We start from the raw sequence: 21,162 nt of genomic DNA, 5'->3' as shown, positions 1-21,162 counted from the left end.
TCCCGCGCAGCGGGGGAACCTCAGTGTTCCTTCCGGTCGGTAGCGTGGGGTACACGCTGTCGCCGGCCGGACGGACAGGACTGTCACGGGGACGCTTTGGCGAGTCGGCTCCAGGCTCTTATCAGGTCACGTCCGTCCGGCGGCAGCGCTTGCTGCGTGCCCGGCCGGGCGGTCGACAGATCAACGCCAGGACACCCACAGGGTCAGTCATAAGCAAGAGTCAGACCGACACGGCCGGGACTACCCGATCCTTGCGGAATCCGGTCCGAGAAGACTGACAGTCGTATGCGTCGCAGACGGAGCCGATCGAGGCCGCGATGCCGGCCGTGTCCAGGTGCTCGGCCAGCTTGAAACTGGTGTACTGGCTGCCTGCATCGCTGTGATGTATCAACTCTCCCGGGACGTGGGGGTGTTCATCGCGGTCGCGTTGCCACAGCGCCATCTCCAAAGCGTCCAGGACGAGCCGGGTCTCCTTTGACGTCGCGGCGGACCAGCCGACGATCCGACGGGAGAAGGTGTCCACGACGAAGGCGACGTAGACCACTCCGGCCCAGGTCGCCACGTGCGTGAAATCCGTGACCCAGCAACGGTTGGGCGCGCTGGCGACGAAGTCGCGCTCGACGCGGTCGGGCGCCCGCTCGGCTTGCTGGTCGGGGATCGTGGTGATGACCTTCTTGCCACGGACGGCGCCGGTGATGCCCAGCTCGCGCATCAGCCGTTCGACGGTGCAGCGGGCCACTGCGTGGCCCTGCCGGTTCAGTTCCCGCCAGATCTTCCGGGCCCCGTAGACACGGTAGTTGTCGGTGTGGACCTGTCGGATCAGCTCCTTGAGCTCCTCGTCGCGCACGGAACGGGCAGAGGGAGTTTCGAGGCGTTTCTTGTGGGCGTAGTACGTGGAAGGGGCGATCCCGCAGTCGTGTGCGGTGAGCGTCCTGCAGATCGGCTCGACGCCGCCGAAGCGGTCCCGGTGCTCGTCGATGAACGTTACGAGCGCGTGTGTGGCCGGTCGAGCTCGGCCGCGAAGAAACCCGCGGCGGCCTTCAGGATCTCGTTCGCCCGCTTCAGCTCGGCGTTCTCCTTCTTCAACGCCTTAAGCTGGGCGGACTCCTTCGTCGTCGTCCCTGGACGCTGCCCCGCGTCGATCTCGTACTGCTTAACCCAGTTCCGCAGCGTCTCGCGGGAACCGATGTCGAGCTTGTCCGCCACCGCCTGCAGGACGGCCGTCTCGTTCGGGTAGTCGCCTCGCACCTCGGCGACCATGCGCACCGCACGACGGCGCAGCTCAAGCGGGTAACGGGAAGGTCGTGCCATGACTCGATCCTTTCATGAAATCGAGTCTCCATTCGAGCCGGGGCGGTTCACCTGGACATCCCTCCCTGGACCATCAAGATCCAGTGTCAAGGGTGTCCACTCCAAGGGGTCAGCCTCAGGTCTCCTCCGGCTCATCGTCCGTCTCGAACCAGGCAACCACCGGTAGTGCGCCGTCATACGGCCACGAGCCGTCATCCGGGATGAAAGCGGGCCGTACTTCTTCTTCGTCATCGAAGTCGGGGTCCAACGCGGCCTCGGCGTTGATCTCATGCAGGCTCGGGAGGAACGGGATGTCAAGCCCTTCGGTGAGCAGTTCGTGGACAAAGTCCACGACGCCGCCTTGGAACCGGTAGAAGTGCGGGCCGGAAGCGGCGCAGACAACCACTGGCCAGGCGTCAGGCTCACCGATAGTTTCCCAGTAGTAGACCTCGCCGTGGGGCGAGTTGCCCCAGGGGAGCAGCCCGCCGGGCTCGGGGAAGTAGCGGAACGGCGGAAAGCCGCCCCCTTCCACACGTCCCTCCGCCTCCAACCGCTGCCAGCGCGCCAGGTTGCGGCGCAGTTCCAGCGCGGGGCTGGCCACGCCGGGGACGAGGAGCACAAAGTACGGGACAAACTCTCCAGGGCCGAAGTACCTGGCAAGTTCCTTGTAGTCCTCGGGCAACGCAATGCCGAGGTCGGACTCGACCAACTGCCAGTCGACTGCAAAACGACGCGACCGGGGCAGCCCGACGATCCGTCCAATGTTCTCTACCTGGATCATATCCTCGCTCCATCACTCATCGGGTCGCCGGATCACAAGGCCGTCGGTCTGTGTTCCATAGCACTGCGCGCATCGATCGCCGACACATCTTACGGAACGTTGCGAATCTTCCAACGCCCCCTGAACCCCTGGGTCCCCCTAGCGGTGATGACGACTGCCGCGGGTATCGGATTCGTGTCGCTCGCATAGACGGGTCTTGATGTGTAGTAGATCGTCTGTGTCTGCATCGCGGCGGCTACCTTATCCTCAATGCCCTTCATCACTCTGGAATTCGCGTCAGGGTACAGGGGCACCAAGTTGCGCTCATCGGCACCATCACCGCCAAGTTGGTAGCCCAGTAGATGACCGCGGGCGAAACCAGGCTTATAGCCAGGGGGGTTCACAGGGTTCCTGCCGCGGACAGTATCGGAGCCCACGATGAGGGTGTTCTTGTTCGGGTCGAGGTCCTTCGTTCGTCCGCTGGGATTGAAGTTGACGTCTGCCTCGTTGAGGCAGGCCTGAACACCGGTAGCCCGGCCCTCAGCATCCAGTGGCTGATAGTAGACCCAAGTTTTTCTGATCGATTGACATTCCCTGCGACTGCGCCGATTGCTGAAGTTCCTGTTGTACGCGTAGGTGTCAGTGTCGGGGTAGAGCAGTCGCCCGGAAGTCGGCCAAGCGCCGGGCGCGTCCCCATCCTGAATGACCTTGGTGCCGCCGATCCGGTTCCGGCCGTTGTCGAGGGGTTGGTGCGCAGCTGGGGCGGTCACCTGGGACGGCGCCACGCCGGTCACGACGATGGGTGCCGCGTCCGACGGTCCGGTACCCGCGCCCATGCCGCCGTCCTGGTGCGGGCTCTCGTTCCCGCTGGGCTGGCCTGTCCGCCTCGAACCCGGGTTCTCAGCGAGGCCGGTCCCTGCGGTGGGCGGGGGCGGTGGGGGCGGCGCTGTGGTGACGTTGCAGCTGTCGTACCCGAGGGGATTGAATGCCTCTCCGAGCAGCACCTCAACCTCTTCAGCGTCCGACAGCCCCTCACCCTCGGCAGCGCTTTCTTCCTCACCAGCGCTGGACCCTCGCCTTCGGCTGCGCCCGCCTGGCCCGGAATGGACGCTTCGGCTGGCGCCGGAGAAGGAGACCCCCCCTGCCTCCCGTTGTATTTCATCAGCTATCTCGCGTTGTGATTCTGCGATCTCATCGCTGTAGTCCCGGCTGGGACTGCGGTTGGACCCGGCGTGCGAGTAGTGACGCTGGTTGCTTCCGGAGGAATGCCCGTAGTTGCTGGTGTAGTGCGGGTGGTAGCTGCTGTAGCCGGAGGATCCGGACGTCTGGCAGGCGCTGTCGCCTGAGGGGTCGGCGTTGGTCAGGGGGTCGTCGTTGCCATAGGCATAGGCGTTGGCGTTGACGGACGGGATCGGGGGCTGGCTGGTGGCGTCGTGGCTGGTGAAGTCTCCGGTTGATGGGTCGTACCAGCGGCTGGCGGTGGCGACGCGGTGGGAGGCGGGGTCGGTCCAGCCTCCCTGGTAGCCGAGGTCGTGCTGGGTGCCGCTGGTGGCGAGGGTGCTGCCGTAGGGGTCGTAGGCGGTGGAGCCGGTGAGGGCGGTACCGGTGGCGGTGAAGGTGGCGGTCAGGTCGCCGTGCTGGTTGGTGTAGGCCAGCGCGGCGCCGCCGCTGCTGCTGCTGATGCCGAGAAGTTCACCATTCGGTCCGAGTCCATAGGTCTCCGTGCCATCCGACACTTTCTGGTCGCCGGTGCCGTCGTAGGCGAAGGTGCTGCTGCCCGCGGTGGCCAGGCGGCCGAGGTCGTCGTGGGTGTAGGTGGTGCTGCCATCCTTGGCCAGTTGATCGAAGGCGTCGTAGTCGAGGCTTTCGGTGCCCTGGGGGCCGGCGACCGAGGCCAGGGTGCCGCGTGCGGTGTAGGTGTACGTCGCGGAGGACGAGGCCGTGCTGGTGCCGGTGAGCTGGTTGCGGGCGTTGAAGCTCGCTGTCGTCGAGGTCGAGCCGCTGGTGACGCTGGTGCGGTTGCCGGCGTCGTCGTAGCCGTAGCTCGTGGTGGTCGAGCCGTTGTTCCACGAGGTCAGACGGCCCGCCTTGTCGTAGCCGTAGCTGTTGGAGCCCGCTCCCGTGGTGCCAGTGGTGGCCTGCGACGTGACGTGGCCGACGTTGTCGTAGCTGTAGGAAGCGGATGCCTCGGTGGTGCCACCGGGTGCATTGAGGGTGTCGCTGGTGAGGCGGTGCTGGGCGTCGTAGCCGAGGCTGCGGGATGCGTTGCCGCTGCCGCCGTAGGCGATACCGGTGAGCTGGCCGGTGGAGTTGTAGGTGTAGTCGAGGCTGGTGCCGGTGGCGGGGTCGGTGGCGGTGTCGACCTGGCCGTCGGGGGTGTAGGTGAAGGTCGCCGTGCCCGCCTTGTCGGTGCGGGAGGTGAGCAGGCCGTCGGAGTTGTAGCTGTAGGCGGCGTCGCCGGACGGGCCGGAGGCCGAGAGGATCTCGCCGCGGTCGTCGTATGTATAGGTGTTGGTGCCGCCGGGTGCGCCGGCGGAAGTGAGGCGGCCGTCGGCGTCGTACCCGAAGGTGCGGTTCTCGGTGGTGGCCTCCGCTCCCGTGCCAGTGGTTTCGGTCAGGCGGCCGTCGGCGTCGTGGGTGTGGGTGAGGATGACGCCGCCGGGGCGGGTGATGGTGGTCGGGTTGCCGTTGGCGTCGTAAGCGATGGTCGTGGTGCGGTCAGCGGTATCGGGGAACGCCGTCGTGCTGGGCTCGATGCTTGATTCGGGCAGTCCGAGTGTGTTGTACGTCGTGATGGCGGCGTGGTTGTCGCCGTCCGTGTAGCGGGTGGAGTTGCCTGCCGCGTCGTAGCCGAAGCTAGTGGTGATGGTGGAGGTGGAGCTGACCGGTTCGGTCTGCTGGGTCAGCGCATCGCTGGCGTCGTAGGTGTAGGTGGTGGTGTTGTGGTCGGCGTCCGTGACTGAGGTGGGGTTGCCGACCAGGTCGTAGCCGTACGACGTGCTGGTCAGCGTGGTGCCGGAGGTGTCCAGGTTCGCGGTGTCGGTCAGGCGCCCTGCGGCGTCGTAGGTCTGGGTGGTGGCGGTTCCATCGGGCAGAGTGGTCTTGGTAGGCCGGCCGTCGAGGTCATAGGTGAACTGTGTGGTGTTGCTGCGGGCGTCGGTGGCGGTGAGCAGGTTGCCGGCCGCGTCGTAGGTGGCGGTGGACTGCTCGCCGCCGGGCAGAGTGACGGAGTTCTGGTTGCCGGCGTCGTCGTAGCCGAAGGTGGTGGTGTCCGTGGTGGTCGTCGGCTGGCGGACGACGTCGCTGGAGGTCAGCGGGCGGCCGAGGTCGTCGTAGGTGGACTGGACGACTGCGCCGGTGGGGTCGGTGGTGGACAGCGGTTCACCGTCGGCGTCGTAGGTGACGTGGCTGGTGGGGGTGGTGCCGCCGACGGCGGGCTGCTGGATTTGCGCGATGTCGCCGAACTGGTCGTAGGTGTAGTGGGTGGTGTTGTGGTCGGCGTCGGTGGCGGTGGTGAGGCGGCCGTCGGCGTCGTAGACGGCGGTGGTGGTCGGAGTCAGCGAAGTGCTGGATCCCGGCGGGACGTAGGCGGCGTCCGAGACGGCCACCTGTTCGCCGTCCGCGTCGTAGGTGTAGGTGGTGATGTTGCCGTCGGCGTCGTCGACGGAGGTCTGATCGCCGAAGGTGTCGTAGCCGTAGAAGCTGATGGGGTGGATCTGCTGTGGCGTGCCGCCGTTGGTTTCCGCGTTCACCGTCGGCGCGGTGACCTGGGTGAGCCGGCCGGCCTCGTCGTTGGTGTAGGCGGTGGTGTAGTCGGCGGGGGTGGCGCCGGAGGTGTTGCCGCGGGGGTCGGTGGTGGAGGTGAGCAGTCCGCGCTGGTCGTAGGTGTGAGTGGTGACCAGGTTGGTGGGACCGTCGTGGACGGTCTGGGAGGTGATGTCGCCGAGGGCGTCGTAGGCGTAGTCGGTCTGTTCGGTGGTGCTGTCCTGGGTGGCGGACTGGGAGGTGAGGTTGCCGTTGTCGTCGTAGCTGTTGGAGGTGGTGGTCTTGTCCTGGCCGTAGGGGTCGAAGACGGACTGGGTGACCCGGCCTGCGGGGTCGATGGTGTAGTCGGTCTCGATCAGGGCGGCAGTGTTCTGCTGCTCGGTCAGGTGGCCGGCGGCGTCGTAGGCGTCCTGCTGGAGGACCTTGGTGGTGGTGGAGCCGTCCGGGTTGTGGAAGTTGGCCAGGTAGCTCTGGATGAGCTGGTGGTTCCAGTTGTAGTAGTAGGCGGTGGTCCGCCCCATCGCGTCGGTGTCGGTGGCGAGCCAGCCGGCCGGGTCGTAGGCCCGCGAGTCCAGCACCAGGGAGGTGGGCGAGGAGGGGTTCTCCGGGTCGCCGGTGTAGTTGGTCAGGGTCGTGCTGAGCAGTTCACCCGTGGGTGAGTAGGCGTAGGTGTAGGCGTTGCCGGTCGGGTCGGTCTCGGTGGTGCGGTTGCCGTAGGTGTCGTAGCCGTAGGTGGCCTTGCGGCCCGCGGGGTCGGTGACCGAGTCGACCTGGTCGTGGGCGTTGTACGTCCAGGTGGTGGTGCGGGTGGTGTCGCCGCCGGTGGTGTCGGCGATCGTCTGCGTTGTGGTGTTGCCGTCGTCGTCGTAGGTGTAGGTGGCCTGCGGGGTGTGGGTGGGGCCGTGGACGGCGTCGGTGGTGGCCGGTCCGGTGGCGGTGAGGACTCGGTCCTGGCCGTCGTAGGTGTAGCTGGTGCTCACGCCGTCCGGGTAGGTTTCCGAGGTCTGGGTGCGGGTGAGGCGGCGGCCGAGGTTGTCGTAGGTGTAGGTGGTCTTCAGTCCGGAGGGCGAGGTGGTCTGGGCGAGGTCGCCGGCGCTGTCGTAGGCGTAGGTGGTGGTGTGGCCGTTCGGGTCCTTGACCGATGCCAGGAGACCGGCCGGTTCGGTACCGCCGCCGATGGCGGACTCGGTGCCCGCCGTGTACGTCCTGGTGACGGCATGCCCGTCGGGGTCCGTGGAGGTGAGCGGGTTCCCGGAGGAGTCGTAGGTGTAGGTGGTGGCGTAGGTGGTGTCGGTGGCGTTGGTGGAGCGCGGGTCGGCGGCGGAGGTGGGTTCGTCGGTGCGGGGGTCGGTGACGCCGTAGGTGCCGGGCGCCGGGTAGTTGGTGTAGCTGGTGGTGGTGTCGCCGTGCATGTCGCTGGTGGTGCGCGACAGTGTGTCCCCGCGTGTGTTGTTGGTGATGGTGGTGAAGTTGCCGTCCGGGTCGGTGACCGTGGCCACGAAGCCGCCGGAGTCGTAGGAGTAGGAGGTGGTGTGGCCGAGGGCGTTTGTGGCGGAGATCAGGCGGGAGCCGTTGTAGGGGTCGTAGCGGTAGGTGAGGGTTTTGCCGGTGGGGTCGGTCACGGTCGCGGTGGTGACCGGGGTGGCACCGTTGGAGGTGCCGCGGGCGGCGTACTGGTCCGCCACTGTCTGCGTGCTCAGCGCCTGGTTGAAGGTGGAGACCTCGGCGATCTCGCCGTTGAAGTGGCCCTGGGGGCTGTCGGCCGGCGGGGAGGGCCAGCTTCCCGAGATGTAGCCCGCGCCGACGGATACGACGTTCTCTGCTTCGAAGTCCGGCTGCTGGCCGGTACGGGTGTCGGCCTGCTTGCCGTCCAGGTTGAGGGTCTGCTCACCGTCGGTGTTCACGGTGAGGACGGCCTGGTGCCACTGTCCGTCGTTCACGGTGTCCGAAGACTCCATGGGCGAGACCAGGTGGTCCCACCACTGGCCGTACAGGTGGCCGTCGGCGCCGACGTACAGGGCCGGGGTGTAGTGCGACGATGTGGAGCCGACGGCACCGTCCTGGTAGCTGAACAGGACACCAGAGGCGCTGGTCTTGAACCACAGCTCGGTGGAGAAGTTCGCGGAGACCTGGCCGTGGTAGATCGTGGTGGACGGCAGCGAGATGTACGAGCTGGTGCCGTTGAAGGACGCGGCTGTCTCGGGGCTGCCGGGGAAGGGGCCCGGCGCGTCAAGGGTGACGTTGTTGTAGGTGGCGGGCCCGGAGGACCACCAGTTGGAGGCCGTGGTCCCGGCCACCTCGTTGACGGCCTGGTTGCCGGACGTGTCCTCGAGGCGCCAGTAGTTGGGGGCGGCCTGGGAGATGACGGCGTCGCGGTAGTAGTCGCCGGAGCCGGTGGTGGTGGGGGTGCCGAGTTTCCAGGTGCCGCCGTCGGCGTCGGTGGTCTGGGTGGCCTGGTCGCGGGACGCGTCGTAGGCGGCGGCCATGTACGTCTTGCCCGAGGGCAGGGTGATGCCGGTCAGCTCGGTGGCGGCGTGGCTGCCGGCGGCGTACTGCTGCTGGATCGCGGGGCCGCCGAGTGCGTGGGTGTAGAAGGCGACTTCGGCGATGGAGCCGTGGAAGTGGCTGACATCCGCCGGTGAGTCGATCCAGTACTTCGCGTAGCCGGCGCCTATGTAGGTGTGGGTGTTGGACTGGTCGTTCGGGGTGCCGGAGAACGTGTCCTGCTCGGTGCCGTCCAGGTACAGGGTCTGGGTGGTGCCGTCGGAGGACAGCACCGCGTAGTGCCAGGTGTTGTCGTTGACGGTGCCGGCCGAGCCGAAGGCGGTGTTGCCGGAGCCGCTGTCGCTGTACCAGTGGCCGTGGAGCTTGCCGTCGGAGCCCACGTAGAGGACCGGGGTCCAGGTGCCGGGTGCGGTGGTGTCGTCGATGGTCCGGGACTGGTCGCCGATCAGCACTCCGGGCGCGGACGTCTTGAACCAGAGGCTCACCGCCCGGCTCTTGCCCTGGTGGAGCACGTCGGCGGGTACCGACACGTTGCCGCTGGAGCCGTCGAAGGTGGCGGCGGTGGTCGGTGAACCTGGCAGCGGGCCGGTCGTGCCGAGGGTCACCCCGCCGGCGTAGGTGCCGTCGTCGTTGCCCTCGTTGACCACGTCCTCGCTGGCCGCCGAGGTTCCCGAGGGCTCGGTCAGGCGCCAGTAGGATGCCGGGTTCGCGTCCAGCACGGCCGAGCGGAAGTGCGAGCCGGAGGTGGACCCGGAGGTGTAGGAGTAGGCGGTGCACGCCGTGGTGGAGGTCGGCGGGCACACCTTGGACAGGTCGTCGCCGTTGTAGGAGTACGTCCACGTCTCGGCCGCGCCGCCGGAGGTCGCCGGGTCCGTGCTCACCTGGGTGACGTGGCCGCTGTTCCAGGTGAAGTGGAGTGAGCGGCTGCTGGTCGTGTTCGTGGCGGTGGCCAGGGTGCCGTCGGAGTTGTACGAGAGCGTCTCGCTCCGCCCGGACGCGTCCGTGATCGTCTTCAGCTTCCAGGCGGCCCCGGCCTGCTCACCGAACGTGTACGTCGTGCCGGACTTGTCGGTCAGGGTGTACCCACCGCCGCTGACGGTCTGGAACGTGGCGTACATGCCCTGCGGCGGCGTGAACGTCGTCCCGTCCGCGTTCAGGCCGAACCGTGCTTCCTGGCCGTTCGCCAGTGTGACCACGACCGCGCCGGAGCCGTCGCTGTCCGGCAGCGCGGACATGTCGTACAGCGTCGACCAGCCTGTGCCGAACGCGTTGCCGGTGCGCGGGTCGAGCGAGTTGTAGGAGCGCGTCACCGACAGCGCCGGGCCCGCCGCGGGCACGCTCGCGTCGGTCGCCGAGGTGGTGTAGTTCCCCACGCGCGGATCGAAGGTCCTGCCGTCCGGGCCCTGCGCCGCGGCACCCAGGTGCGAGGTGATCAGCGGCTGGGGGACGGTGGTGGAGAAGTACGAGGGCAGGGACCAGGGGCTGTGGGTGTAGTGATCACCGATGGCCACGGTCCAGTAGTAGGACTGGTTCCAGTCCAGTTTGCCGCTCGGGACGCTCCACTCGGCCGTGCTCCCCCAGCCGGAGTCCGCCACCAGGGACGGTGAACCCGAGGCCGGGGCGGAGTAGACCTGGAAGTCGTAGGTCAGCCCGGTGCCCGGGTAGTCGTCCGGGTCCTCGCCGCGGGCGAACAGCTGCGGCGTGAGGGAACCGGCCACGATGTCGGAGGGCGGGGAGGTGGAGTCGATCTGCGGCGGGGTGTCCGCCGAGGTGATCTCGGCACACTTCTGCGGCACGTTGTACGTGGAGTAGAACGACGTGCCGCTGGTGAGCATGTCCCAGCACACGTAGTACTGACCGGGGTCCAGCGCCGGGAGCGTCCCGGTCATCGTGATCGTGGAGTTGGGACTCACCGAACTCGGTACATACGTCTTGGTCGCGTTGGTGCTCAGCTTCGACCAGGACGTGGTGTAGATGGAGGCGGCCAGCTGTGTGCTCGATGTCGACCAGGAGCTGGTGCCGCGGTTGGTGAGCGTCACCTTCATCGAGCCGGTGGTACTCGCCGTGGGCTCGGAGTACGTCTGCTTGGGGATCGAGTAGTCGGCGCCGTGGGAGCTGTAGGTGACCGACAGGTAGGGCGGGTAGGAGGAGTTGACCGAGGCGAACTGCTTCCAGGCCGCCACCACCGAGGTGCTGGCGGTCAGCGCGATACCGCGGTTGGTCCCGCCGTGCGCCCATCCCTCCAGCAGCTTCACGCCCGCCGCGCTGGGGTTGTCGCCGATGTCGATGCCGTGCCAGGAGGACCCGCCACAGGTGGCGCCGGCGTCGAAGCTGGCCGAGCCGATCGTCGAACCGTACGACAGGCCCGGGTAGTCGGCGACGCTGCCCACGCTCCAGGAACTGGTGATGGCGTGGGCGTAGACAGGTTCCGCGGTGCAGCCGCCGGACCAGACGTCGTCCAGGTAGAGCGACGCCTGCTCGATGTAGTCGTTCTTGAACGTCGACCCGAACGACGAGAAGTTGAGGTAGCTGTCGGCCTTGTGGGAACCGCCGTCGTACGAACCGACCTTGAGCACGTCCGCCGTGGAGAAGTTGATGTCGTACGGCGTCTCCACATACGTGCTCGACGACGCGTTCAGGTTCGTCGGGTCCACCTTGACCGGGAACACACGCACCTTGTCGTGCAGCCACGACGCATCGAGCGACACCCGCAGCGCCGGAGCTCCGTCCACAGAGGTCAGGCTGTAGGCCACCCCGGTGGACGTCGCGCCCTCCCCGGAGGCCTTGCCGACCTTGGAGTCCTCCATGTAACCGTGCGGGATCGTCACCCGCACCGCACCCGAGGAATCCTTGAACACCACACTCCCGGCCGAGGTGAGAGACGGCGTCAGGCCCGTCAGATGGAGAGGGAACACCCAGGTCGTCGGGGCAGTGGCGTCATGCAGGACCAGGGTCTCCTTCACCCCGCCCGATCCCACCGCATACGTCAGATCCGAGGAGTCGGCAATGCCGGGATAGGTGATGGTGTTCCCCGACGACTGTCCGGTCACCGGGGCCGCGCCCTGGAGCGCGTAGCTGACCTGTTCGCTCGCCGACGGCCCGTAGGAAACCAGTGAAGAATCGTTTCCGCTGGCGGCGAAGTCGGCCGGCGAGGAGTCCGCACGCTCCGTCCATCGACCGTCCGAACCCTGCACCAGGGTGCTGTCGATGTCAGCCCAGGCGCCCTTCGCCGTCCGGTAGTGCACCGGACGGCTGTAGACCCGCGCGGTGAGGGTCCCATCCTGGTTCTGGAACACCGACGTGTTCGCGGTGCGGTCCGTGACCACCTCCGCACCACCGGCCTTCGGACCAGGTATGTGAGGGTCGCCCTGCTGCGCCGACGAGCCGGCATCGGCCGCCTTGGCCGTCTTCGGCCGAGCCCCCTTCGACGAAGCCGCCCGTACCCGGGCCGGGGGCGTGACGCTCTTCGCGGCAAGCTTTCCCCTGGGACTGAACGAGCCCCGCTCCTTCGGCTTCGCCACGCGCGTCGAGGACGGCGGAAGCGCCCCGCGCACGTGCTTGGCCTTCGGACTGGAGGTGCTTCCCTTCCTGCGGAGTGCTGGGGACTTCACCTGATGCGACAACCCGGCCGCAGAACCTGTCCGCTGATGGGGCAGCACCGTCGAACCGGACGTCAGGGCCTGCTCGTTGATGAACGCCTCGGCAGGCTGCGTCGCCAGCACCATCATCAGCACACCACTGACCGCGAGAGCGACCCTCCGCAGCCAACGCCGCTGGACGCCACGGACGAGGAACGCGATGACGAACGCCAACCGCCTAGCCACACCAGCCGATACGCGGACCAGACCGCGACTCATCACAGAACCCCCACAAGCAGGACATGGCAACGCCTCTCCCGTGGAGGCACAGCGCCCAAGTTGTAGCGGCGACTTGTCGATCAATCAAAGCTTCATCGACAAACAGACACGGAGAATTGACATGATCACAGGTACTTGCACCCGATTTAAGTCCTGCGAACTTGACCAAACTTAGGCCCCGCGATGCTCAGCCTTGACCAACCTCCCGGACCTGAAAGTCCTCCAAAGGGCAATGTGGTACAACCTGCCTGGCTCCGCACTCTTCTGCGCGCGCCTAGAACGCCACACACCGATGGGAGCTGTTCGTGCTCTTCCCGCGAAGAGGAACCGGCAGGCGCCGCGCGCCGACCGTGCTGCCGGTACTTCGCCGGCTCCTTGCCGGCGTCACACTTGCGGGGCTATGGGTACTCACGGCCGACGCCTCCGCCGAGGCGGTGGTCATCCGCCAAGCCGAGTGGCCACTCAAGCAGTTCCAGGCCGAGAAGGTATGGCGCATATCCGAAGGTCAAGGCGTCACCGTCGCCGTCATCGACAGCGGAGTCGATTCCGCCCATCCCGACCTCAAAGGCCAGGTCCTCCAAGGCGCGGGCTTCATCGGAGACCCCCGGGACAACGGGCAGAGCGACATCTCCGGTGACTCGCACGGGACAGCCATCGCCGGCATCATCGCCGGAACGGGCAAGGCGAACGCCGGGAACGGAATGACCGGTCTCGCGCCGAAGTCGAAGGTGCTTCCCGTCCGCGTGACCACAAACGGAACCGCAGAGCCCACCGCGATCGCGGAGGGCATCAAATACGCTGCGGACCACCACGCCCAGGTCATCAACATATCCATCGGAACGACCACCCCCGACCCGCTGCTGCGCGAAGCCATCACCTACGCCCTCGGCAAGGACACCGTCATCGTCGCCTCCGCCGGAAACGACGGACAGAACGGCAACCCGCCCATGTACCCGGCCGCCTTCCCCGGCGTCATCGACGTCACCGGAACCGACTCCAGCCGTCATTTCTGGCCGGTGAGCGAATCCGGACCCCAGTCGACACTCGCCGCGCCGGCCACCGACATCTACTCCGCCAACGACCGAGGCCAGTACGTAAGGGCGGACGGCACGAGTTATGCGGCCGGTTACGTCTCCGCAGCGGCCGCTCTGGTCCGTTCCGCCTTCCCTCACCTGAGCGCGGGCCAGACCATCCGCAGGCTGATCAATACCGCTTCCCGACCTGGGGGCAGTGGTCATGACGACCAGTACGGCTATGGCCTGATCGACCCCCTGGCGGCGCTGCACGCACCCGCCGCCGACGACGGCGGTGCCGCCAACCCACTGCTGTCCGCCGACCCTCTGGGCAAGCACACAAGCACCGGTGTCGGACCGGTCACCGTCATCGCGCTGAGTGGGGCGGCAGTAGCTCTGACCTCCGCGTCGGCGTGGACCGTCGTCCGGCGCCGCAGGAAGCGCTCCGCCAAGAAGACGGACCCGATTCCGAAGCCGTCACACGGGAGACCACGTCCCGCAGCGGCAGGCAAGACGAAGCAGAAAAGCCGAACCTGAAGGTGCGCTAGCCCCACCGATCAGGCGGCAGACCTTTTATAGAAAGCATTTTGGAACGCGCCACGTGAATCTTCCCTTCCGTCTTCACCACCGCCCTCGACGGGTCCGGCTCGCAGCTGGCGCAGGCGCACTCGTCGCCACCGGTCTGCTGGCATGGATTTCCGTCGCTCTGCTGACCAGCCCGCACACCCCGAAGATCGTCGCTAACAACATCTCAAGGAACTTCCGCGCCTGCCTGGTCAATGACCAGCAGGATGCGGCCATGGCCCAGCCCGTCTGGTCATCCCTGCAAAGCGCCGCTGCAGGCGCTGCCATCAACGCACAACACGTCCAGATACCGACAGGCGGCACCGCGGCGTCCCTGCCGTATGTCAACAGTCTGGTGCAGCGCAAGTGCGGGCTGATCATCTCCGTGGGGCCAGGCCTCCATCAGGCCGTGACCACAGCCGCCCGACACAATCCCCACCAGCGATTCATCACCATGGGCCCATCCGTCAAGCTGCCCAACGTACGCAGCTTTTCACCAACCGACCGATCAGCTGTCATCAGCGCGGTGCAACAGGCCGCCCGGCCAAGGCCGTCGCACAGAACCTGAGATGGGTGCGGCTCTTTTGGGTGTGTCAATTTAACGGCCCTGTCTCATATTCGGTGGTGACGGAGAGTCGTGAGGGTCGTTGACCTTCGCGTGAAGGACGTCAACGAGCTTGTGCGGATGGTGTTCTCGGGTCTGTTGCCGCTGGTCGTCGAGGATGTGGCCGACGAGGGCGAGCGGATCGTGGTGAGGGCGCGGACTCCGCGGGAGGCCGCGATCTGTCCGGTGTGCGACCTCGGCATCGATGACCCGGACGCCCACGGTGCCGATCAGCGAAAGGCAGGAGCCGTCGTCGAGACGGGCCAGGACCGGGGTGCGCCGGTTGCTGCGGAGCCGGCCCAGCACCTCCGCGCCGGTCGCGGTCACCTGGGCGAGGAAGTCGTTGGCGTCGAAGCCCTTGTCCCACAGCACCAGCATGTCCGGCCGCAGTAGGTGCAGCAGCCGGCGGGCGTAGGCGGTCCCGCCCTCGTCGGTGGGGCCGAACACCGCGCCGATCAGGGACCTTGTCCCGGTCTCGACCAGCGTTATCAGCTCCAGCGTGGGATGACCGTGATGGGCCGTCCGCCCGAGCCAGGCCCGGTTGCGGGGCGAATCGGGTACCCGCAGTGAGCTGCAGGCATCGAAGGACACCGTCCGATATGCACCGAAGCCCACCCCCGGCGTCGTCGGGCGGGCCAGCGGACCTGCAAGGACCTCGAACAGTGACCGCACCGGCGCGGCCCCCGGCCGACGACGCAGATCCCGCAGGGCCTTCGCGCTCGGCGAGGCCATCGGCATCCCGGCCAGGCCGCCGGTGAGCTTGTCCCAGACCAGCCGGTAGCCGACCTCGGGGAACAGGCACATCGAAAGCAGGAAGTACATCCCGACCCGGGACGGCAGATCACGCAGCCGCCGCTGCACCGTCCGCGTCTGCGCCAGCACCGCGTCCACCAGCTCGAACGGCACCACGGCGGTAGAGCGTCGTGGGTGACGACCACGTCGGGTCGGAAGTCGCGGATGTGGGTGACGAGCCGGCCGACGGCCTCGTCCACGAGGGCGTCGACGAGGCGGGGCCGGCCGGGCGCGGCCTCGGCGTTGCGGGCATCGTTGTAGCCGAGCAAGCGCGGGGCGCCAGCGCCCAGGACGGTTAGGGCGGCTGCGCGGGACGGTTAGGGCGGCTGCGCGTTCGGGAGCTCTTCGGCTGTCGGGGGCCCAGGTGGCGGTGACGACCGCCGTGCGGGCCCCGGCGGCGTGATGCCGGGCGAGAAGCGACTCGTCGTCCGGGTGGGCGAAGACGGCAAGCAGGCTGGGTAGCACGGGGCCTCCAGGGCGGTCACTGTACGGGTACGGGCGTGCCGGTGAGGTGCTCGGCCCGGCGGGCGAGGTGGGGAGCGAGAGTCGGGTGGCCGCCGCGCCCGGCGACCTGAAGCAGCTGGGCGAGCGCCACCAGCTCCCCGGTCCGTCCCGAAGGCGTGTTCAGGACATGCGCGAACTCGTGGCGGATCCGGGCCGCCGTGGCCGGCCGGGTGAGGCTGTAGGCGTGGAGCAGCCCGGCATCGAACCCGACGGGAACCAGGCCCCATGACTCCCAGTCAAGGATGACCAGCGGCGGGCCCGTCAGGTTCGCCCAGTGCAGGTCGCCGTGCCCCGTGGTCCAGGCACTGACCTGGAAGGCGGGGATGCCCAGGAACCGGGTGAGGTTCTTTTCCACCCACGCTGCCGTAGGCCTGCCGGTCGGTCACGACGGTTGCGGTCGCCTCCAGCGCCAGGCGGAGGTCGGCCCACCAGGCGGACGGCAGATCGGGTCCGCGGTGAGGACCGGGCCGCCGCTCTGGAGAGCGGGCAGCGGCACGAACTCGGACAGCGCCGCGCGGTAGGCGTGGCCGCGGGCGGACCATTCGAGCACGTCATGGGCCCGGGGCCGCGGCACGGCCGCGGGGAGCGCGTGGTGGGCCGTGACCGGTCCCTCCCACAGACGTACGTTGCGCTTGTCCTGCGGTGCGCACACCAGGCGGAGCCACCACTGGCCGGCCCGGCGGCCCAGGGTGCGGCCCTGCCGGCCCCACACGCCTGGGCCGGTGGCCGTCACCTTGAACGTCCGGGCCGCCGCCGCGTGGGCACGGCGCATCCGGATCTGGTCGTCGCGCTCGTGCGGCGGCACGAACACCGCCGCGGACGGGGATCCGGCCGCGGGGCCGGACGGCGTGCTCACGACCACACTCCGCACGCTCGGCGGGAACGGGAAGGACAGGGGGTTCGGTCGCCCCTGGCCGAGGCCGGGACGGCGTGGATGGTGATGGTCATGCCTGTGGTGCCTCCGGTGGTCGGGGCCGTGCGGGAACAGGGAGACGCAGGTGATCGAGGGCCGCGTGCAGGGTCTGCTCGACGGTGAGGGTGCTGGTGTCGATGACGTGGCCGCTCGCGTGCATCCAGCCGGTGGCGGCCTGCTCGTAGTCGGCTGCGCGCCGGCGGCGGCAGGCGCGCACGGCTTCGCTGCGTTCGGCGTCACCGGGGAACTCCCAACTGGCCGCGATCCGCTCCTGGAGTACCACTGGGTCGGTGTGCACGACGAAGGCGGCGGTCAGCTCCCGCCACAGCGGAAGGTCCTGGTAGTCCCTGGGGCGTAGCGGATGTCCGGTGAGCGTGCTGCGCAGCAGGTCGCCGACGGTCTCCGGGTCGGCGGCCGTCGCATAGGACAGAGCGCGGCACAGCCCGGCGGCGAGGCTGGTCTTCCCGCCGCCGAACGGCCCGTTCAGCCAGACGATCACGAGTCCCCCGCGGTCGCGGCCATCATGTCGGTGCGCCGGGCAAGGGCCGGGAGGTGTCCGCCCCGGCCCGGCCACCGGAACACCAGCCGGGAGCACGCCTTGTCCAGGGTGTCCCCGGCGGGCAGCAGATGGTCGGGTGTGCCGGTTGGGTAGACGGTCAGGCTGGGATCGGCGTGCTGGTCGTTCTCCTCGGCGCGGACCTGGCGGTCCCAGGCTCGGACCGTGGCCGCGAGCTGCTCGGCGAGTTCGGGTCCCTGCTCGCCGAAGGCGTGAACGACCCACTCCCACTGCTTGTCCTCCGGGCGGTCACCGTCTTTGGTCTGGATGTGGATCAGGTAGGCGAGCGAGGCGTCGCCGACGATCGCGGGTGCGTCCCGGTCCTTCGCGATGCCGGTCACTCCCTCCTGCGGGTCCTGATGGGCATGCAGGCGGCAGAAGGCCGGCAGGGTGGTGGCCGCGTATGCAATGCGGTACATCACCGCAGCCCACCCTGAACGCACCGCGAAGCTCCCACGGTGAGGCGAGCGCACAGCGCAGGGGGCAGGTCACCTCTTCGGATTCGAGCCCCTCGGCCGCCGACTGCGCTTGGGTGATCGGAGTCCGCTTCGTCTTCGCCCTGCACGCCGCGCACGCGTGCACCGAGTCCCGGCCGTCATCGACATCTCGCCCGCGACTGATCACTGCTCAGGGACGGCCGTCTTCCGAGCGCCGTGGTCCGCGGCGATCGCTGTCGGCTGCACCTGAAGGGTGGTCCCCACCGCGAGGAACACCGCGCAGGCCTTGGCGATCTCCAATGCCGCGCCAGCACCTCCGGGTCGAGCCGCTCGCCGAACGTCACCGTCGCGGACTGCTCAGTTGCTGCTCGAACTCGAATTGGAAGGGGCCATGCCGTTTCGGGCAGTATCAGGGTGTGAACAGCGCGAAGAAGGACGTTCTGGATGCGGTCGGGCCCCGTCTGCGGGAGCTGCGTCGCCGGCGGGGGATGACGCTGGCTGAGCTTGGCCAGCGGACCGGAATCAGCGAGAGCACGCTGTCTCGTCTGGAGGGCGGCAGTCGCAAGCCGACTTTGGAGCTGCTGCTGCCACTCGCCGAGGTGTACGCGGTGCCCCTCGACCATCTCGTAGGCGCGCCCCGAACGGGAGACCCGCGCATTCACCTGCGCCCGGTGACCCGGGGAGGCATGACGTTGGTACCGCTCAGCGATCCCGGCGGCGCCCAAGCCTACAAACTTCTCATTTCACCCGCGCCCCAGAGCGAGCCGGAGCTGCAGACCCACGAGGGTTTTGAGTGGATCTATGTGCTCGCCGGACGGCTCAGGCTGCTGCTGGGCGAGCAGAGCCTGAGCCTCAATCCGGGCGAGGCCGCAGAGTTCGACACTCACGTGCCGCACTGGATTGGCGCCGACGGCGACCAGGCCGTCGAACTTCTCATCCTGCTCGGACGCCAGGGAGAACGGGCCCACCTCCGCGTCCGCGCCACCTGACCCGGTCGCGGTGAGGCGCGCGGTGGTCAGTTCCCGCTGAGGAAGGAGTCCAGTCCGTGCGCACGGCTGCCCTGCATCCGCCGCGACACCTCGGCCTCCATGGCCGCGCTGAACACTCCGCCGCCCTTGGCCGCGAGGGCGGCGGCTTCGGCGTCGGCCTTCAGCAGGTCCATGTGGATCGCGGCAGCCGCGGTGGTGCCGGCCGCCGCCGCGGCGGGAACGCCGGCCAGTACGTCGCTGACGTTCCCCGCTGCCCACACGCCCTGCACGCCGGTGAACCCGGACGCGTCCACCCGCAGCTGCTCCCCCAGGCCCATGGGGTGTTCCTGCATCGTCACGCCCAGCTCGCCCAGGAAGCGGGCGCGGGCGAGGAACCGGGGGGCGACGACCAGTTGCTGGACCGGCACCACCCTTCCTGACGCCAGGCGCACGCCCGCCAGCTGGTCCTGGCCGCCGACCTCGAGCCCGGTGATCTCACCGTCGACCACGCCGACACCGAGAGCGGCCAGCTGCTCCCACTGTTCGTCGGCCAGCTCCATTCCGGTGTGCAGGAACAGTGTGACGTCCTTGGACATCTGACGGAACAACAGTGCCTGGTGGAAGTTGCCGAGCACCCCGATGGCCTTGTCCCGAACTTCCCAGCCATGGCAGTACACGCAGTGCAGCACGTCCCGCCCCCACCGTTCGGCCAGCCCCGGCACGTCCGGCAGCACATCGACCAAACCAGTGGTCACCAGCACTCTGCGCGCCCGTACGCGCTGCCCGCCCTCGATGACAACCCGGAAGCCCGCGCCGTCCCGGGAGATCCGCGCGACCTGCCCCGAAGCGACACGACCGCCGTACGAAGCAACCTCCTCGCGCCCGAGCCGCAGCAGCTCCAGGGGAGAGATGCCCTCGCGGCCGAGCACACCATGGGCGCCGGCAGCCGGAGCATTGCGGGGCTCACCCTTATCGATCACCAGAACCGACCGGCGCACCCGGGCCAGATTCAAAGCCCCGGACAGGCCGGCGGTCCCACCCCCGACCACCACGACGTCCCAGGTCTGTTCACCATCTCGTATCAACTCGAACTCGCTCATGCCATCAGCGTGCGACGTCGCCGCGGATGCGGCAAAGGTTCATGCTGTCCCGGCAAGACACCCCAGTATCCCGCCGTCGGCGATGACCCCGATCGGCCAGGTCTATCGGACCACGCCGACGACCTTGCCGGTTCAGCAAGAGGATTCGCCGCCTACGGACACGTGTGTGCAAGCTGCGTCCAAACGGTTCCGGCTCACAACCGAAAGCCGGTATCTCCGGGACTTGGTCGCGTTCCCGCATTCGTTGGGAATTCCTGCGGCTTGAACGGCATTTCGGTAGTCGAAATACTCGAGGAAGCAGCAGATGGAAAATCGCCACGTCGTGATCATTCCGATCGAGATCGATGAGGAGAAGGAGGCCTCTTATCTCGACGCATGGCAGGATGCCGCAGAGGTGATGGCGACTCAGCCCGGTTTCCTTCGGACGTACATGTTCCGCACGATCGTTCCGGGGAGTAAATTCTCTCTCGTCAACGTGGCGGAATGGGAGTCCACCGGTCACTGGGAAGAGGCGATGAATGTCTGCCCGATGATGGGACAGCAGATAGCCGTCGTCCATGCCTCGAACTACGAGGCGATCCGGACGGTCCTGCCCGCGCAGGATCTGAGTTCCGGCGATGGTCGCATGCCCGCTGACCTGTCTCCTGTCGAGGCGCGTCGCCGCGCCGTGGACGGGGAACTCACGCTGGTCGATGTCCGTGAAGACGATGAATGGGCAGCGCGTCACCCGGCCGGCGCCGTCCACGCAGCGCTCAGCACATTGCCGGCGTCGCTGTCGGATCTGCCTGACGGCCCACTGGCCTTCGTCTGCCGCACGGGCAATCGCAGTGCGCAGGGCGGCATGCAGGCGCTCCGCGCAGGCCGGTCCTCCGTCTACAGCGTGGCGGGCGGCCTTGAGGCGTGGGAAGCAGCGGGGCTGCCGGTCGTCCTTCCCGGCCGCGAGGACGCGGTGAACAACGGCGATCGCGGCGCAGCCGCGGCGCGTGAGGACTGACGAAAGCAGAACCGGCAGATAACCGTCGCATACGTCCGCCGGCAAGAGGGCCGGCTGGGTACGTCGCCCGCACGCAGTCTTCGGCAAATTCGCTACCACCATTCCAGACGGTGATCGTATGGGCACTGGCCCAGGATATGAGAGCCGCGGATATCACGAGTAATTCAGAGTAGTGCGAGTGTTCCGGAGCTGCGGCGGTGGTATCCCGAGACGGAATTACCCGGGTACGCCAGCCCGGAGAGGAGTCACACCATGTTTTTTGTCGACACCCTGGAGTTCGAGGGGCTGGGCAACCGTAGTTATCTGGCTGGGGGTCCGAGCCAGGGCCGTTGCGTGCTCGCGAGTTGGGCGGTTGATTCGCTGATGGGCCGGCATGTCGGTTGTAGGTAGGTCCGGATGCGGCTGCAGGCACGGTCTGCGTGATCATGTGAGTGTCGAAGTCCCATGATCACAAGTGAAGACCGTGCCTGCCCTCTTATCTTCTCCCATGCCGCCGGGGCTGGATCAACTGGCCCGCACCGATATGCCGCAACCGTTGCC

General features: G+C 67.8%; 13 protein-coding genes and 3 pseudogenes. 4 read left to right on the top strand and 12 right to left on the bottom strand.

The window, feature by feature from the left end; all coding sequences use genetic code 11:
• Positions 1–220 precede the first annotated feature (220 nt).
• From VT52_RS28430 to VT52_RS37245, 4 genes are all read right to left on the bottom strand, one after another.
• Positions 221–979 (bottom strand): IS3 family transposase, encoded by a 759-nt coding sequence (locus VT52_RS28430; protein WP_079175333.1) that lies wholly within the window; start codon positions 977–979, stop codon positions 221–223.
• A gap of 5 nt (positions 980–984) precedes the next feature.
• Complete coding sequence (locus VT52_RS28425; protein ID WP_079175332.1) at positions 985–1,311, bottom strand: transposase; 327 nt, start codon at positions 1,309–1,311, stop codon at positions 985–987.
• Between the two features lie 115 nt (positions 1,312–1,426).
• A complete protein-coding gene (locus VT52_RS28420) occupies positions 1,427–2,071 on the bottom strand; it encodes an SMI1/KNR4 family protein (RefSeq protein WP_071387702.1) in 645 nt (214 codons plus the stop codon).
• 89 nt (positions 2,072–2,160) lie between these two features.
• Entirely contained in the window at positions 2,161–11,646 is a 9,486-nt protein-coding gene (locus VT52_RS37245) for a LamG-like jellyroll fold domain-containing protein (protein WP_071387701.1), read from the bottom strand.
• An 836-nt stretch (positions 11,647–12,482) separates the two neighbouring features.
• Here VT52_RS37245 and mycP point away from each other — a divergent pair.
• Positions 12,483–13,727 (top strand): type VII secretion-associated serine protease mycosin, encoded by a 1,245-nt coding sequence (gene mycP, locus VT52_RS28405; protein ID WP_167377753.1) that lies wholly within the window; start codon positions 12,483–12,485, stop codon positions 13,725–13,727.
• Positions 13,728–13,791: 64 nt separating this feature from the next.
• A complete protein-coding gene (locus VT52_RS37645; RefSeq protein ID WP_143070933.1) occupies positions 13,792–14,322 on the top strand; it encodes a hypothetical protein in 531 nt (176 codons plus the stop codon).
• A gap of 315 nt (positions 14,323–14,637) precedes the next feature.
• Here the strand turns inward: VT52_RS37645 and VT52_RS39075 are convergent.
• The 7 genes and pseudogenes from VT52_RS39075 to VT52_RS39055 form a co-directional block, all read right to left on the bottom strand.
• Positions 14,638–15,219, bottom strand: a pseudogene (locus VT52_RS39075) (transposase domain-containing protein); the annotation flags it as partial.
• 56 nt (positions 15,220–15,275) lie between these two features.
• Positions 15,276–15,615: pseudogene (locus VT52_RS39070) on the bottom strand (PIG-L deacetylase family protein); the annotation flags it as partial.
• Positions 15,616–15,631: 16 nt separating this feature from the next.
• Complete coding sequence (locus VT52_RS39065) at positions 15,632–16,009, bottom strand: hypothetical protein (RefSeq protein WP_240509911.1); 378 nt, start codon at positions 16,007–16,009, stop codon at positions 15,632–15,634.
• Positions 16,010–16,036: 27 nt separating this feature from the next.
• Complete coding sequence (locus VT52_RS39060; RefSeq protein WP_240509910.1) at positions 16,037–16,510, bottom strand: hypothetical protein; 474 nt, start codon at positions 16,508–16,510, stop codon at positions 16,037–16,039.
• An 88-nt stretch (positions 16,511–16,598) separates the two neighbouring features.
• Positions 16,599–17,066, bottom strand: coding sequence for a hypothetical protein (locus tag VT52_RS28390; RefSeq protein ID WP_071387697.1), 468 nt, complete (start codon positions 17,064–17,066; stop codon positions 16,599–16,601).
• Positions 17,063–17,542 (bottom strand): hypothetical protein, encoded by a 480-nt coding sequence (locus tag VT52_RS28385; RefSeq protein ID WP_071387696.1) that lies wholly within the window; start codon positions 17,540–17,542, stop codon positions 17,063–17,065. The genes VT52_RS28390 and VT52_RS28385 overlap by 4 nt, the downstream gene beginning before the upstream one ends.
• A 213-nt stretch (positions 17,543–17,755) precedes the next feature.
• Positions 17,756–17,916 (bottom strand): annotated as a pseudogene (locus VT52_RS39055) (NAD-dependent deacetylase); the annotation flags it as partial.
• A 60-nt stretch (positions 17,917–17,976) separates the two neighbouring features.
• Here VT52_RS39055 and VT52_RS28380 point away from each other — a divergent pair.
• Complete coding sequence (locus VT52_RS28380; protein ID WP_071387695.1) at positions 17,977–18,549, top strand: helix-turn-helix domain-containing protein; 573 nt, start codon at positions 17,977–17,979, stop codon at positions 18,547–18,549.
• Between the two features lie 26 nt (positions 18,550–18,575).
• Here VT52_RS28380 and VT52_RS28375 read toward each other — a convergent pair whose 3' ends face one another.
• Positions 18,576–19,628 carry an NAD(P)/FAD-dependent oxidoreductase gene (locus VT52_RS28375; protein ID WP_071387694.1) on the bottom strand — a complete coding sequence of 351 codons (1,053 nt, stop codon included), beginning with the start codon at positions 19,626–19,628 and terminating at the stop codon, positions 18,576–18,578.
• Positions 19,629–19,932: 304 nt separating this feature from the next.
• On the opposite strand from VT52_RS28375, the gene VT52_RS36150 reads away from it, so the two are divergent.
• On the top strand, positions 19,933–20,622 hold the full coding sequence (locus VT52_RS36150; protein ID WP_079175330.1) for a rhodanese-like domain-containing protein: 690 nt from the start codon (positions 19,933–19,935) through the stop codon (positions 20,620–20,622).
• The last annotated feature ends 540 nt before the right edge of the window (positions 20,623–21,162 follow it).

It is taken from the genome of Streptomyces malaysiense, from assembly GCF_000980885.2.
Lineage (GTDB): Bacteria > Actinomycetota > Actinomycetes > Streptomycetales > Streptomycetaceae > Streptomyces > Streptomyces malaysiense.
This window is presented reverse-complemented; position numbering and strand designations above follow the sequence as displayed.

Coding starts and splice junctions, on each gene's coding strand:
- VT52_RS28425 (WP_079175332.1), bottom strand. CDS start 1,311: ATGGCACGACCTTCCCGTTACCCGCTTGAGCTGCGCCGTCGTGCGGTG.
- VT52_RS28420 (WP_071387702.1), bottom strand. CDS start 2,071: ATGATCCAGGTAGAGAACATTGGACGGATCGTCGGGCTGCCCCGGTCG.
- VT52_RS28385 (WP_071387696.1), bottom strand. CDS start 17,542: ATGTACCGCATTGCATACGCGGCCACCACCCTGCCGGCCTTCTGCCGC.
- VT52_RS28375 (WP_071387694.1), bottom strand. CDS start 19,628: ATGAGCGAGTTCGAGTTGATACGAGATGGTGAACAGACCTGGGACGTC.
- VT52_RS36150 (WP_079175330.1), top strand. CDS start 19,933: ATGGAAAATCGCCACGTCGTGATCATTCCGATCGAGATCGATGAGGAG.